The sequence below is a fragment of the Paenibacillus hemerocallicola genome (assembly GCF_006265175.1).
Classification (GTDB): Bacteria; Bacillota; Bacilli; order Paenibacillales; family NBRC-103111; genus Paenibacillus_AB; species Paenibacillus_AB hemerocallicola.
The window spans coordinates 235,855-249,690 of record NZ_VDCQ01000001.1; the positions used below are offsets into that span (position 1 = coordinate 235,855).

The following is a 13,836-nucleotide window of genomic DNA, read 5'->3' on the forward strand; positions in this document are numbered from 1 at the left end:
TTTCTGAAATAATTTCATTACATATTCCGATATTCTCTCGGAGGCACTCCGATTTCGTGAGAGAACACTTTGGCGAAGTACAGCGGGTCTTGAAACCCGACTTCCCGAGCTACGTCGGAAATGGATAGATGCTTTTGACGCAGCAGCATCTTCGCCTTGTCGAGCCGGATTTTCGTAATATACTGAACGGGGGAGTAGCCGGTCTGCTTCTTGAACAGGACGGAGAAGTAGCTGGTTGACAAAGAAGCTTTCTTTGCCAACGTTTCTCTTTCCAACGGCTCGTGATAATGGTTGCGAATATAATCCATGCTCTGCAGGATGGATTGCGCCGCGACATTGTTTTCCTCCAAATGCTGCTGCTGTTCGCTAATGCGCTGGAGAAGGTTGAGAAAGGCGAGCTTCGATTCCCACTCGTATCCGGTCTGCTTGTTGTGCCATACGTTGTGCAGACGCTGCAAATCGGCGAGCATCGATTCTTTGTCGGGCATCGGAACGACATAGTCGAACGGGAGTACGTGATCGCCGGGCTCGGTCCAACGGATCGACGTTCCTTCCCACTCGATAAACTTGTAATCGTGCCTGACCGTAAAATAGCAAATCGGATGCTCCCGCGAGCAGTTGATCAATAGCTCCCGATTCAACGGAAAATGGAAGACGCAGCCGGCAAAGAGGGGGTAGCTGACCCCGTCCAGCACCATCGTGCCTTTGCCATCGTATACGTACAGGAGACTCCGCATGTGCGTGTTGCGGCTGCGGATCGCATAATCCATCGATTCGGCATAAGTCCGGTCCCTCCGCAGTACATCGATAATCCGCATATGAATCCGGTCGAAAAAGGCATGCTGCATCAGGTCGTCCCCCCTCATGTCCGCCTAGAAAATATCGAATATTAATTGATCGTATGATTTAATTATAGCTCAAGGAAGTAAAGAGTAAATGGAATATGAGTTGATTCATATGGAAAAAAAGTAGTTTTGACACTCGGAGGTATGTTCGATTATTTTTCCATATTGTTCGATCTATTTTCTATTTACGGCATTCCCGTTATCGCCAATACTGAATATAGAGCCGCTGTGAAGTTCGGCCGAAACTGATTGCAATGGGGGAGTTTATATGTCTTGGCTAAAAAGCGCGGCAGCGGCATTGACCGTTTCGGTAAGCGCTATCTCAATTCTAGGCTGTGCAGCCGATTCAGGGAAAAAGCAGGAGAATGCGAAGACAGCCGATCTGACGGCTCCGGCCGAGCTGGTCTTCTATGCGGCCAGCAGCTCCATGACCAAAGAATTGTTCGAAGAGAAGGTCGCCAAACCGGTACAATCGAAATATCCCAACTACACGCTTACCTACACGCCGCCGGGAACGAAGATGGAGGATCTGATCGCGACGGGGAAAGTGCCCGACATTTATTGGCTGTCTCTCTCGGAAATGCGGAAGGTGTTGCTGCAGTACCGGCTGCAATACGATATGACCGAGCTGATTGCCAAAAACAAGTACGACTTGGGGCGGTTCGATCCCGCCGCCGTGCAAACGATCAAAAACGTATCCGGTGAAGGAAAAATGTTCGGACTGCCCGATTCCTTCAATCCGATGGTGTTGTTTTACAACAAGGATTTGTTCGACCGGTTCGGCGTACCTTATCCGACAGACGGGATGACTTGGGACAGCGCCTACGAATTGGCACGCAAGCTGACCCGTTCGGAAGGAGGGACGCCGTATCGGGGGATGGGCATGTTTTATCGTCTCGTGTTTAACGGCAATCAGCTGTCGCTGCCATTGATCGATCCGGTAAGCGCTCAACCAGTGGTTAACGGCGGAGCGGGTTGGAAGCGTTTGCTTGACAGCGTGAAGCGGTTTTACGAGATCGAGGGCAACTTGAACGGCTTCAAAGCGGGCGGCGACGGCAACTCGGAGTTGGTCTCATTCATCACGGACCGGAATCTCGCGATGATCGTTTCCCCTCTGTCGTCCTATAATCGGGAAGGCTTTCAGAAGCTGAATTGGGATATGGTCGGAGCCCCCACATTCCCCGATGCTCCGAAAATCGGATTTCAAGCGGAGCCGCGAGTGTATTTCATTTCGGGCGGCAAAAACAAGGAACAGGCATTCCAAGCCGTCGCCCATCTGGTGTCGGATGAAGTACAAACGAAAAACAATAAGGAAGGCCAACTGACGAGTCTCAAAAACGATGAGGTCCGCAAAACGTTCGGTCAGCAAACCCCGGCTCTGGCCGGCAAAAATACGGGGGCGGTCTATTATAACCAATTTGCCCCGACACCCGCGTTCAACCCGGATATTACGACGGACCCGGCGACCATTTTGGCCAAGGAGTTCAATGATGTCATTATCGGCAAGCAGGACGTGAATACGGCATTGCGCAACACGGACGAGAAAGTGAAAAAAGCGATAGAGGAAGAGAAAGCAGCCGCCAGCAAATGACGATGGCCGATCGGCCGTTCACCCGCGCAGCAATCAATGTTTTGCCAACATCGGATGGGAAAGCGCTACCTTCGTATTGGACGAGAAAATCCGGGTTGGTACAACCCGAATACGTTGCGAGCGGATGGACATTCTAATGAGTGAGGTGATCCAACATGGCCAGAAGACGAAGCAGAAACACGCCGGTCGTGCCCGGAGCCGGGCGCAGTCTCGATTCGTTCAAGGCGGCGGTTATGCAGCAGCAAGGATATGCGGTCGATCCCGCCGAGCCGAACGATGTCAAGTTCGCGGTGGCAAAATCGCTGGGCATTCCGTTGTCCCCGGGCAATAACGGTCAATTGACGACCGAGCAGGCAGGTAGAATAGGCGGTCAAATCGGCGGAACGATGGTCCGCGAAATGATCCGGATGGCCCAGCAGCAGCTTGTGGAACGAAGCAGTACCTTATAATGCGATTACCGCCCGCAGCCGGACAGCCTTTCCGACGACGGGCGGTTTTCTTTTCCGTGCAAATTCATAAAATGTCCTGCCCGGGATAAGAAATGGCATACGGCCTTCTCCCGATTCCGTTAAACTGATCTTGTCATCGTCCGGAACGGGCGAATACGGGAGAGGGGATTTGGCATGGGAAAATTGGCTATCGACGGAGGAAGTCCGGCTCGAACTACGCCGTTCGCCACGTGGCCGGTCTACGGCGACTTGGAGATGCAGCTGTTGAAGGAAGTGCTGGAATCCGGCAAATGGGGCGGGGCCGGGGGTGCAGCCAAATCGAACTATGAGCCGAAGCTGCCACAGATGGAGCGGAAGTTTGCCGAGCTTCAGAACGCCCAGTACGCAGTCAGCGTCGTAAACGGAACGGTTGCCATCACGGTTGCGCTTCAGGCAGCGGGGCTAAAGCCGGGAGACGAAGTGATCGTTCCGCCTTATACGTTTATCGCTACTGCATCCGCAGCGTTGGCATACGGGATTATCCCGGTATTTGCCGATATCGAAGAAGATACGTTATTGATCGATCCCGAGAAAGTCGAAGCGCTGATCACAGCCAGGACCAAAGGGATTATTGCGGTCCATATTGCTGGGGCTCCCGCCAACATGACGCGATTGAAGGAAATTGCCGCCAAGCACGGGCTCGCCTTGATCGAAGACGCGGCGCAAGCGGTAGGAGCGTCCTGGGAAGGACAAGGCATAGGCGCGATCGGGGATCTCGGAACGTTCAGCCTGCAATCGAGCAAAAATTTGAACGCCGGCGAAGGCGGAATCATAACGACGAACAACCGCGACTATTGGGAAAACGCCTGGTCGATCTGCAACGTCGGCCGGGTTCCGAACGGCGGCTGGTATCAGCACGACCGGTTTGGACAAAACTACAGGATGTCCGAATTTCAGGCCGCCGTCGTTATGGGGCAAATGACGCGGCTCGAAGAGCAAATGAGCAAGCGCGAGCAAAATGCAAAGCTGCTCGACGAACTGCTATCCGGGACGAAAGGCATCCGGTTATTGAAGCAGGATCCGAGAATTACGCGGCACGCCTACCATTTGTACATGTTCAAGCTGGATCTGGAGCAGGCGGAGAAAAACGACTTCATCCGCAAAGCGAATGCCGAAGGCGTACCGCTCGCCGCAGGGTATATTCCGCTCAACCGCAACCAATCGATTATCGAGACGACCAAAATGTGGACCGGCGAAGAGCGGGTATACGATTGTCCGGTGTGCGAGCGTCTGTGCGAGAAGGAAGCGGTATGGCTGACGCAGCATATTTTGCTGTCCGACGAGCAAGCGATTCGCGAAGTTGCCCACGGCTTGCAAAAGGTTGCGCAATCCTATTAAGCCCGGCTAACCAGTCTATCCTCCGCGAGGAGAAAGACTGGTCTGTTCGTTTTTCATAAGGAAGCGGCCTTTCGCAATGTCACCCCGCGTTTGATAATGAAAATCCCAGATTTGTGGGATGGCGAATTCTTTTTCCAGGCGTATGATTGAAAATAATTATTATTACAGTTTTCAATTTGTGCAAGGATAAGGGATGCAAACATACGCGGGGAGAGAAAACGATGAAAAACGACATATTGGTAATCGGCGGCTATGGAGTAGCGGGACAAACGATATGCAGAGAATTGGGCCGAAAGGCTCCCGGCCGAGTATTTGCGGCTGGAAGAAATTTGGAGCGCGCGGAGCGGTTTTGCAGAACGACCGCAGGGAGTGTTTTGCCTTTGCGGCTGGATATCCGGGAACCGATCGGGGAGCATTTCTTCGCACGGTTCAGGGCGGTCGTTATGTGTCTCGATCAGGAGAATACCGATTTCTTGCGGGCATGCATCCGCAGCGGAACCCATTACGCGGACGTGACCGCCAATAACTCCTTTTTGTCGAAGGCGGAGGGGCTGCATGAGGATGCGCGGGCGAACGGCGCTGCAGTCGTGTTGAGCGTAGGACTTGCGCCCGGCTTGACGAACTTGTTGGCGCTCGAGGCGGTCAATCGAATGGACGCGACGGCCACCCTCGATATATCCGTCATGCTCGGCTTGGGCGACTCGCATGGCGATGCTGCGATGGAATGGACTTTGCAAAATGTGAATAAGAGCTTCGAGGTGACAGAGAACGGGGGAAAGGTTTCCGTTTCAGCTTTTACGGACGGCAAGCTGGTGGACTTCGGAACAGGCTTCGGACGAAAGAAAGCGTACCGGTTCAACTTTCCCGATCAGCACACGCTGCCGCGCACGCTTCGCGTACCGTCCGTATCCACGAGGCTTTGCTTCGATTCCGGAGCGGCGACCATGCTGCTGGCCGGACTAAAGGCGGTCAACATGCTGTCCTTCCTGGAGACGAAGCCGGTTCGCAGAGCCGCGATTCGAGTCGCGGGTTTGATCCGCTGGGGACAAGACAGCTACGCGCTTAAGGTTGATGCATGGGGAAAAAGGACGAGCGCGATGTTTATGTGGAATGCTTTCTGAACGGAAGCAACGAAGCTGACATGACCGGCAAAGTGGCCGCGTTCGTTGCGGAAATGTTATATGTAGTCACCGATTTGCCTCGGGGAGTATTTCATATCGATCAGGTGATGACACTGACACCTATAAAGCCTCTATTGCGGCAGCGCGCCTTCGTGGAAATCCGCGTGAACGGCAACATCCTGGCATAGCGACATTCTGTACCGCTTATCGGAAGGGCTAGTATTCCCTATGCAAAATCTAGTACAATGGAGATTAGGTTCTACATCCGGATGGATTGTGGAAGCTTTTGCCGAACTAGAGAACAGGGCCTGCTGGACGGCAAATCACATGATGAAGGAGAGATTTCGGTTGAAACTGGATAACAAAATCGGCGTCATCGTCGACAGCTTCGGCATCGGCGTCCGCGAAGGACTGAAGAAAGCGAAGGAAGTAGGGGCGCAAGGCGTCCAAATTTATGCGGTTAAAGGTGAAATGGATCCCGAGAACTTGTCTCCGGCCGCACGCCGCGAGCTGAAAGCTTATATCGAGTCGCTCGGCCTGGAAATTTCCGCGCTTTGCGGCGATCTGGGCGGTCACGGCTTCCAGGATAAATCGGCAAATGCCGCAAAGGTGGAAAAATCGAAGCGTATTCTCGATTTGGCCAAAGATTTGGGCACCAATATCGTGACGACGCATATCGGCATCGTACCGCACGACCGGAACGGCGAAGTGTTCGCAACGATGCAGCAGGCTTGCGAGGAGCTGAGCCAATACGCCAGCAGCATGGAAGGATTTTTCGCTATCGAGACCGGTCCGGAAACGTCCGCGCATTTGAAAAGCTTTCTCGACACGTTGTCGAGCAGAGGGGTATCGGTCAACTTCGATCCGGCCAATATGGTCATGGTCACGGGGGACGATCCGGTACAAGGCGTACATATTTTGAAGGAATATATCGTTCATACGCATGTGAAGGACGGTATCCGTTATAAAGAGGTCGATCCCCGCGAGATATACGGAGCCCTCGGCTACGAGCCGATGGATCACGGCAAAATCGCCGAAATGGTCCGTTCCGGAGAGATATTCAAGGAAGTTCCGCTCGGAGAAGGCAAGGTTGACTTTGATGCGTATTTCCAAGCGCTAGTCGACATCGGCTACAATGGCTACTTGACGATCGAACGCGAAGTCGGCGACCAGCCGGAGATCGATATCCGCAAAGCGGTAGATTACATTAATCGCTATAAATAAGGTTGTACTTAAAGAGGCTGCTTCCGGATCGACGGCAAGCGGCCTCTTTGTTCGAATGCATTATTGCGCCAGACCATACAACGGTCCCGAAAAAATGTTCGTATAACGAGCAGGAGATGGGGTGTCGGCCGTGGAAAGCTTCAAGGCGACTATGTATCGATGATAGCTCCGTACGAGCGGGCGAATTGAACGGCTTGGGAGGCGTCCAGCTTCGCTCCCTTGAAATCGATCGATTTGAAGTCGAGGCCGTCCAATATCGCGCCCCGCAAATCCGTTCCGGTTAACCGGCACTTGGCCAATATGGCGCGGGTCAGATCCGCTTCCCGCAAATCGCTCTTCTCCAGATTGCATTCGTACAAGTCGGCTTCCCGGAACCTCACTCCCCGCAGCTTTTGCTTATCCAGCCTAGCGCCGCGCAGATTGACGTACGACCAATCGCCACCGTTGACGGTGATGCCGTCCAACGTGGCTTCGGCGAAGTCGGAGCCGGTCATTTTGCATTCGTCGAACTTCGAGGCGAACAGGTTTGCATGCTGGAAGCTGCAATTGGTGAAAGCCGACCCGAGATGCAACGATCCGTTCATCAATGCGCCGGTGAAATCGCAGCTGTCGAATGTGCACGATTCCGTATGCCATTCGGTCAGCGACGAACCGCGAAATCGGCATCTGTGAAACTGAGAGCCCCGCCATACGTCATTATCGGCAGAGAGTGCGATATCGGACAAGTCGGTATCGGTATATCGCGTGTCGGAGTATAGAGTCATAATTCGGACCTCCTGATGGGAAGATGGAATGATGTACAAAGTAACATAATCCTTTCCGCGACCCGCTGTCAATCGATAGTTGCAACCCTTATCAGAATTAAAGGAGAGATCGGCGTGTCCATGCTGAAGGTGTTGGATAAAGGCTATGTCAGGCTTGTGAACCATATGGGATCGGATTTGAGCGTTGTCAACGCGGCCCGGGTGTCGTACGCGAAGGAATCCAAGGAGCTGAGCGACAAAGACGTCAAGCTGATCAAGTTCCTCGCTCGGGAAGGGCATACGTCGCCCTTTCGCCATGTCATGCTTCAGTTCGAGGTGTATGCTCCGCTGATGGTGGCCAGACAATGGTGATTATTGTAGAAACCTACAAAATAGCCCCTTCGATTAGCGATAATCGTATGGAACCGTGTGAATTCAGGGGACGTCTAAGGCCGTCGAGAGCTAGGATAATCCTGAGCCAAGCCCTATAGAAGCAGGTACTGCCGAAATTGGGGAAGGTGCAACGACTATCCCGAGAGGGAGTAGGGTTCAAGGGAACTCGAAGCGCACGGCATCCCACGCGGATGATGATATAGTCTGTCCTTATGGGAAACCATAAGAGGCTTACCGGACCCGGGTAAACCGTAACACAAGAGGGAAATACGTAATCGGCTCCGCTCAGCTCGAGGCGACGGGGGATAGTTTGGATGCATGGAACGAGTCGAGCCGCCGCTACATCACCGAAGAACCGACTTTCTATGTACCCGAGCCCGGCGAGTGGAGAAGCAAGCCGGAAAACTCCAAGCAAGGGAGCGGGGAGCCGCTGGAGTCGGAGCTCGGCCGGAAACATACCGACGAGCTGATGCGGTACATCGACGCAGGAATCGAAAAATACGAAGCTGCGCTGGCGGACGGCGTATGTGCCGAGCAGGCAAGGCTCTTTTTGCCGGCATACGGCATGTATGTCCGGTGGTATTGGACGTCTTCGCTGCAAGCCGTCTGCCATTTCTTGAATCAGCGTCTGGAGCATGACGCCCAGCAGGAAATCCGCCTGTACGCCAAAGCGATTTTGGAGCTGGGCAGGCCATTGTTTCCTTATTCGCTCGAGGAGCTGCTTAAGAGGGAACATCAGGCGGAATCGAAACAATTGTAATCGGCTCGACTGTATCGGGCACAAGTGAAAAGAAGGCCTTCTTCGTGCGGATAAATGCCGCCAAGGGGCCTTTTTGTTTAAAGTTAAGGAAACGAGCTCCGGACCGCAACGAAGGTAACCAAGGAATGGCTGCTGCGAAATGCAGGGAGCATGAGCAGTCCGGAGGATTCAAAAAAAGTGAGAATCTTCATTCACGGTTCGCGACCGGGAAACGCAGTATCGTTTTCATAACGGACGGATCGGCTTTTCGCGGGTCGCATATATAAATCTCATGGTGCAATCCGTTATAGACGAGCCCTTGGTTATCCATGAACGCTTCGATTCGTTTGACGGTATCGGGTTCGGTCTCAGAGGGCCCGATATGCATCATTTGTACGCAAGCTCGACGGACTCCGGTCTTGTCGGAGCGTTGTAATACGCTTTGTACGTTTTGGTCAAGTCTAGCTTTGGCATGGACGGGCTCCTCTCCATAATGCTGGGGCATGTTTAGGACACGAGCCCATCTTACTATCGGTTCCCTGACAAAACCGGTCAGCGACTGCCGGCTCATATGTTCCTATTATTTTTTCTTTCCGTCACTCGACCGTACGGATTGATGTATTATTTGTGACATCGCGATGTGCCGGGGAAGGAGTAGGCGGGTGACGCGTCGAACTTTTCCTTGTACACGAAGAAAGGAATGAATGACGGCGATGGGAAACGTATTTCACGCTTTTGATCACCAATATGAGCTGTATGTCGAGGAAACCGCGGCACGAAGATATCATGTCATCATTAATATTTACTCGGAAGCAGAACCTATTGTGCTGCACGCCTATCCGAATAAGGATGATGCGATTGCAGCAGCGCAGACATTCCCGAAGCTGTACCGGACGGCTCAGCAAAGAGGGTTCCGTTTGGCGGGGCAATATTTCGAGCATGCCGACGGAAGATCGGTGCATGTCTCGTTTGCGATGGAGCCGGGTACGACTCCCGACAAATTTATGAAGGTTTTGTTATGAGGGTTAATCATTAATGCCATTAACTATTTGGCATGGACCGTCCCCGGCGGTCTTTTTTGTCGTATAGATTTACAAGTTTCGGGGTCCCCGCAAATCACCTGGACTAGCATCGGAGCAAAAGCCCGACTTTGTGGGGATATTTTGTCGTATAGATCTTAATTAGAATCTTCCCGACTTAAAAATGGAATGAATCAGCCATACGACGAGAAATATCGCGATGACGAATCCGATCTCCAGGGCGGGAATGTGCCACAGCATGCTGGCCTGCCGGTTTAACGACGAGCCGATGATCAGCCCGGTCATAATAATGCTGAACGACAGCAGTACGATGCTGAACGAAATCCGATTAATGATCCGGTCCAGCTTTCTTAAAAATTTATCGAAATCCGGTACGGCGATTTCCAGCCGCCCTCTTTTGAGCACGGTTACGATTTCGCTCAGCTGCTTCGGCAAATGGACCAGCAATTCTCCATAATCGGCAATCTGTTCCTTGACCCAGTCGGCTACCTTGCCAGGCCGCAGCTGTTCCAACAGCAGACGTTTGCCGAACGGCTCGGCAATTCGCAGGATGCTGATATCGGGGTCCAACTGCTCCACCAAGCCTTCGATCGTTATCAATGTTTTGCCTACGAGTATAAAATCGGTCGGGATCCGGATATGGTGACGGTAAGCCACATCAAACAGATCGTTGACCGCCTCGCCAAGACTGATGTCGCTAAAAGGAACGCCGACATACTTGTCCCGCAGCCGATCGACATCGCGCCGCAAGTGCTGCATATCGACCTGTTCCGTAACCAGACCCATTCGCAAGACGGATTTGATGACCCCCGCAGTGCTTTGGCGCATTAATGCAATAATGAGAGCGGCAAAATGCTGTTTCATCTCCGGCGTCAGCCGGCCGACCATGCCGAAATCGAGAAAGGCGATTATTTCGCCGGGCAGCACCATCAGATTGCCCGGGTGAGGGTCCGCATGAAAGAAGCCGTCGATAAAGATTTGCTGAAGGATGGCCTGCATCAATTTCTCCGCTATGCTTTTCGGATCATAGCCTCTTGCTCGCAATTGCTCGGGCTGATTTAATTTCGTTCCATCCAAAAACTCCATCGTCATCAGCTTTTTTGAGCTGTACTCCCCATATATTCGGGGGATGCGGATGCGCGTATGCGGGAGGGTTTGTTTATACAGCGTTTCCGTATTTCTCGCTTCGACGGTATAGTCCAGCTCTTCGATCAACGATTTGCCGAAGCTGTCGATCATGTTCCTCAGTTGAAATCGTTTTGCCCATTCGAAGCGTGCTTCGGCCAAAACAGCCAAGTTTTGCAGTATGGCCAAATCGGTACGGACCGTATAGTCGATTCCGGGACGCTGGATTTTAACCGCCACCCGTTCGCCGGAATGCAGCGTTCCGATATGGACCTGACCGATCGACGCCGCGGCTACCGGCTCGGTATCGAATGAAGTGAAGGCCTGCTCCAGCTCGATGCCAAGCTCGGCTTGGGCAATAGCGCGGACTTCATGGAAGGAGAAGGGGAGGACGTTGTCCTGCAACTTCTCCAATTCCTTCAAGATGGAAGGGGGAATCAGATCGGAGCGGGTACTGGCGATTTGCCCGAGCTTCACGAAGGTCGGACCGAGCTCTTCGATGACGTGGCGGATGCGTTCCCCGACCGTTTTTCGATCGGCTTTGGCGGAGGTCCAGCCCATTCGTTCCGGTATGGATAACAAATGGAAAATGTCCATTTCCTCGACAACGAAGCCGAATCCGTGGCGCGTGAGGGCCATAGCGATGTCCCTGTACCGATTGATATGACGAAGCCTTCGGCCGATCACAAACGCAGCACTCCTTTCCGGGCATTATTGGCTATCCGACTGCCGGGCTTCCAATTGGTCCAAACGCCGCTCCAGTCTCTCGATGTCCTGCTTGGTCGCCACATGGAGCTCGTCAAGCAGCTTGAGCATATTTTCTTTGACGACCCGTTTCATTTCTTCTTTCTGATCTTCGCCTTTCTCGATTAAGCGCGTAACCAGCTCTTTCGATTCCGATGGCGCTATTTCGCCCTTTCTCACCAACTCGTCTACGACCTGCTCGATCTTTTCTTTGCCCATGATCGTAATGCCGATCCCCAGCGACATCGCTTTTCTGATTAAATCGCTCATCCGTATCAACCTCCATTCCGTTGCCGTCTAGTACTGGGTTGCCCATCTTTATGGGAAATTATGAATATGGGAGGCGTATTTTAAATTTATTAATGGCATTAACTATTTAGCGTTGCAGTATCGTATTATCGTGGATTCAACCGTGCTCGGGGTAAGCGTAATACCCTACACACCTTCAAGAATTCAAATTTACGTGAGAGAACGAGAGCAGCCTAATCCAATCGGAGGTGCCCTGTGACCACTATAGAACAGCGTCGCCAAGAATGGACAGCCCGTATCGCGGACTACAAAGCAAGTGGGCTTACAATGTCAGCGTGCTGCGATGCTCATTATGTTACAAAGGACTGTAAAACAGGATATTAATACAAAACATAAGCCATGCGAGAGAAATCGGCGCATGGCTTTCAATATTATATGTATTATTAAGATTGAAAACTAATTGCCGGGCAGTTGGATGCCGCGCCAGCCGCTTACATTGCATTGGCCTTCATGATTTCGACCCACAGCAACCACCGTGCCGTCCGATTTAAGACCGACGGAATGAGAGCAACCCGCCACAACCGCCACAATATCGCGCCAGCCACTTATATTGCATTGGCCATGCTCATTCCAACCCGCAGCCGCCACAGTACCGTCCGATTTAAGGCCGATGGTATGATTACTACCCGCCGCTATCGCCACAATACCGCGCCAGTCGCTAACATCACATTGGTCGCGCTTATTCCAACCCACAGCCGCCACCGTGCCGTCCGATTTAAGCCCGACGGTATGCCAGTCACCCGCCGCAACCGCCACAATATCACGCCAACCGCTTACATTGCATTGGCCTTCATGATTTCGACCCATAGCCGCCACCGTGCCATCCGATTTAAGCCCGACGGTACGACGCCAACCTGCCGCCACCGCCACCATATCGCGCCAGCCGCTTACATCGCATTGGTCATGCTTATTCCAACCCACAGCCGCCACCGTGCCGTCCGATTTAAGCCCGATTGTATGAGCATTGCCCGTATGAGCATTACCCGCCGCAACCGCCACCATATCGCGCCAGCTGCTTACATCACATTGGCCATATTTATTATCACCCATAGCCGTCACCGTGCCGTCCGATTTAAGACCGACGGTATGACGATAACCTGCCGCTATGGTATCTTTAGGCCACCGTTTCACCGTTAACGCCGCCTGCGGCGCGGTTGGTTGAAGGGGCTGCAACCCGGGTGCGGTTTCTGGCCTTTCCTCAAACTTCAACGCCTCGGCACCAGTGTGTCGCATCTTTTGGCCGCAACGGTTTCCATAATCGAATCCCCCTTAATTCATAATTTTATTGATAGTATTGCAGAACCTTCACGAATTTTCAACAGCATTTCTCCTTGTTTTCCTAAGACGAAGCCCCGACAATTGACTAATCTTCATAAGTTGCAATCTCCTCTGACAACTTAATCTATGGCGGCGTCGCTAACGAAACTGATTAAATACTTCTCAACCCGCTCGGCCAACTGCTCTGCAGTATTCGCGCACGGCTGTAACCGTTGCGCCAAGCGCGTCCGGGGTGTAAGCAATCCCGCTGCGGCATCATACCGTGTACCCAGTAAGGTTCAATTTATGTCCTGAGAAGCAAAAAAAGCCCTTGGAAGGGCCGGAGACTGTCAATGAAACTTAAGTCGGAGCATATAGGAAATGCAGGATCATGCCTGTAGGGCGGGAATCCCGCTTGCCGCGGAAACTTTATAGAAGCTCTCGATCTCTTCGTCGGTACTGAAACTGCAGCTGGTTAGCTTGGTTGCGTGTCGCAGCTTGATATTAAGCATGTTGATATTTTGCAGAAGAGCTTGGCGTTCGTTTTCGTCCAAAGAAAACACGACGCCATACTCATACACTGTATCGGAATGGGATGATTTTCTGACGAGCGTCCCCAAGCATCTATGCTCCGAATGGAACAGGGTGAACCGGAATTCCAGCAGCAGGTCAGGCGTCACCGGGAAATTGTGATGGGCATGAATTCGCATCCCGCCCGCCCCGAGATCGAGCATGAACACCAGAGCAAGCTTGGAATCGAGCTTCTTCTCGTTCAAGCCGACGATCTTCAGTGTACCGGTCAATGGGGCGGACAGCGATAGGCGGTAAAAGTTGCGTTTATTATCGGGCGTCATCGTAATCTTTCCCTTTCTTCGGTAT

The 13,836-nt window shown here is 52.5% G+C and carries 15 protein-coding genes; 9 read left to right on the plus strand and 6 right to left on the minus strand.

Annotated elements, in window-relative coordinates; genetic code table 11:
* Positions 1 to 17 precede the first annotated feature (17 nt).
* A complete protein-coding gene (locus tag FE784_RS01265; RefSeq protein ID WP_176705879.1) occupies positions 18 to 848 on the minus strand; it encodes a helix-turn-helix domain-containing protein in 831 nt (276 codons plus the stop codon).
* 265 nt (positions 849 to 1,113) lie between these two features.
* On the opposite strand from FE784_RS01265, the gene FE784_RS01270 reads away from it, so the two are divergent.
* From FE784_RS01270 to FE784_RS01290, 6 genes are all read left to right on the plus strand, one after another.
* Entirely contained in the window at positions 1,114 to 2,436 is a 1,323-nt protein-coding gene (locus FE784_RS01270; RefSeq protein ID WP_139600296.1) for an ABC transporter substrate-binding protein, read from the plus strand.
* 155 nt (positions 2,437 to 2,591) lie between these two features.
* On the plus strand, positions 2,592 to 2,885 hold the full coding sequence (locus tag FE784_RS01275) for an alpha/beta-type small acid-soluble spore protein (protein WP_139600297.1): 294 nt from the start codon (positions 2,592 to 2,594) through the stop codon (positions 2,883 to 2,885).
* A gap of 174 nt (positions 2,886 to 3,059) precedes the next feature.
* Positions 3,060 to 4,262 carry a DegT/DnrJ/EryC1/StrS family aminotransferase gene (locus FE784_RS01280; RefSeq protein WP_139600298.1) on the plus strand — a complete coding sequence of 401 codons (1,203 nt, stop codon included), beginning with the start codon at positions 3,060 to 3,062 and terminating at the stop codon, positions 4,260 to 4,262.
* Between the two features lie 221 nt (positions 4,263 to 4,483).
* Complete coding sequence (locus tag FE784_RS01285) at positions 4,484 to 5,383, plus strand: saccharopine dehydrogenase family protein (RefSeq protein WP_246131841.1); 900 nt, start codon at positions 4,484 to 4,486, stop codon at positions 5,381 to 5,383.
* Positions 5,384 to 5,403: 20 nt separating this feature from the next.
* Positions 5,404 to 5,571: a hypothetical protein gene (locus tag FE784_RS41760; protein WP_246131842.1), complete on the plus strand. Its 168-nt coding sequence runs from the start codon at positions 5,404 to 5,406 to the stop codon at positions 5,569 to 5,571.
* A 142-nt stretch (positions 5,572 to 5,713) separates the two neighbouring features.
* Positions 5,714 to 6,607, plus strand: a complete 894-nt coding sequence (locus tag FE784_RS01290) for a sugar phosphate isomerase/epimerase family protein (RefSeq protein WP_139600376.1) — start codon at positions 5,714 to 5,716, stop codon at positions 6,605 to 6,607.
* Positions 6,608 to 6,756: 149 nt separating this feature from the next.
* Here FE784_RS01290 and FE784_RS01295 read toward each other — a convergent pair whose 3' ends face one another.
* The gene (locus FE784_RS01295; protein WP_139600299.1) at positions 6,757 to 7,371 is read right to left on the minus strand and encodes a pentapeptide repeat-containing protein; all 615 of its coding nucleotides are present in this window, start codon (positions 7,369 to 7,371) and stop codon (positions 6,757 to 6,759) included.
* Between the two features lie 120 nt (positions 7,372 to 7,491).
* On the opposite strand from FE784_RS01295, the gene FE784_RS01300 reads away from it, so the two are divergent.
* From FE784_RS01300 to FE784_RS01315, 3 genes are all read left to right on the plus strand, one after another.
* Positions 7,492 to 7,722 (plus strand): FAD-dependent thymidylate synthase, encoded by a 231-nt coding sequence (locus FE784_RS01300; RefSeq protein WP_425465520.1) that lies wholly within the window; start codon positions 7,492 to 7,494, stop codon positions 7,720 to 7,722.
* A 331-nt stretch (positions 7,723 to 8,053) separates the two neighbouring features.
* Entirely contained in the window at positions 8,054 to 8,503 is a 450-nt protein-coding gene (locus tag FE784_RS01305; protein WP_342779065.1) for an FAD-dependent thymidylate synthase, read from the plus strand.
* Between the two features lie 683 nt (positions 8,504 to 9,186).
* Positions 9,187 to 9,504: a hypothetical protein gene (locus tag FE784_RS01315; protein ID WP_139600302.1), complete on the plus strand. Its 318-nt coding sequence runs from the start codon at positions 9,187 to 9,189 to the stop codon at positions 9,502 to 9,504.
* 159 nt (positions 9,505 to 9,663) lie between these two features.
* On the opposite strand, the gene FE784_RS01320 is transcribed toward FE784_RS01315, so the two are convergent.
* The 4 genes from FE784_RS01320 to FE784_RS01335 all read right to left on the minus strand — a co-directional run bounded on the left by FE784_RS01320 (position 9,664) and on the right by FE784_RS01335 (position 13,811).
* Positions 9,664 to 11,334: an ABC1 kinase family protein gene (locus FE784_RS01320; RefSeq protein WP_139600303.1), complete on the minus strand. Its 1,671-nt coding sequence runs from the start codon at positions 11,332 to 11,334 to the stop codon at positions 9,664 to 9,666.
* Positions 11,335 to 11,358: 24 nt separating this feature from the next.
* Complete coding sequence (locus tag FE784_RS01325) at positions 11,359 to 11,661, minus strand: phasin family protein (protein ID WP_139600304.1); 303 nt, start codon at positions 11,659 to 11,661, stop codon at positions 11,359 to 11,361.
* A gap of 435 nt (positions 11,662 to 12,096) precedes the next feature.
* Positions 12,097 to 12,831 carry an RCC1 domain-containing protein gene (locus FE784_RS01330; RefSeq protein WP_246131843.1) on the minus strand — a complete coding sequence of 245 codons (735 nt, stop codon included), beginning with the start codon at positions 12,829 to 12,831 and terminating at the stop codon, positions 12,097 to 12,099.
* A 515-nt stretch (positions 12,832 to 13,346) separates the two neighbouring features.
* On the minus strand, positions 13,347 to 13,811 hold the full coding sequence (locus tag FE784_RS01335; RefSeq protein WP_176705880.1) for a PilZ domain-containing protein: 465 nt from the start codon (positions 13,809 to 13,811) through the stop codon (positions 13,347 to 13,349).
* Positions 13,812 to 13,836 lie beyond the last annotated feature (25 nt).

Coding starts and splice junctions, on each gene's coding strand:
- FE784_RS01265 (WP_176705879.1), bottom strand. CDS start 848: ATGCAGCATGCCTTTTTCGACCGGATTCATATGCGGATTATCGATGTA.
- FE784_RS01270 (WP_139600296.1), top strand. CDS start 1,114: ATGTCTTGGCTAAAAAGCGCGGCAGCGGCATTGACCGTTTCGGTAAGC.
- FE784_RS01275 (WP_139600297.1), top strand. CDS start 2,592: ATGGCCAGAAGACGAAGCAGAAACACGCCGGTCGTGCCCGGAGCCGGG.
- FE784_RS01280 (WP_139600298.1), top strand. CDS start 3,060: ATGGGAAAATTGGCTATCGACGGAGGAAGTCCGGCTCGAACTACGCCG.
- FE784_RS01285 (WP_246131841.1), top strand. CDS start 4,484: ATGAAAAACGACATATTGGTAATCGGCGGCTATGGAGTAGCGGGACAA.
- FE784_RS41760 (WP_246131842.1), top strand. CDS start 5,404: ATGACCGGCAAAGTGGCCGCGTTCGTTGCGGAAATGTTATATGTAGTC.
- FE784_RS01290 (WP_139600376.1), top strand. CDS start 5,714: ATGAAGGAGAGATTTCGGTTGAAACTGGATAACAAAATCGGCGTCATC.
- FE784_RS01295 (WP_139600299.1), bottom strand. CDS start 7,371: ATGACTCTATACTCCGACACGCGATATACCGATACCGACTTGTCCGAT.
- FE784_RS01300 (WP_425465520.1), top strand. CDS start 7,492: ATGCTGAAGGTGTTGGATAAAGGCTATGTCAGGCTTGTGAACCATATG.
- FE784_RS01315 (WP_139600302.1), top strand. CDS start 9,187: ATGACGGCGATGGGAAACGTATTTCACGCTTTTGATCACCAATATGAG.
- FE784_RS01325 (WP_139600304.1), bottom strand. CDS start 11,661: ATGAGCGATTTAATCAGAAAAGCGATGTCGCTGGGGATCGGCATTACG.
- FE784_RS01335 (WP_176705880.1), bottom strand. CDS start 13,811: ATGACGCCCGATAATAAACGCAACTTTTACCGCCTATCGCTGTCCGCC.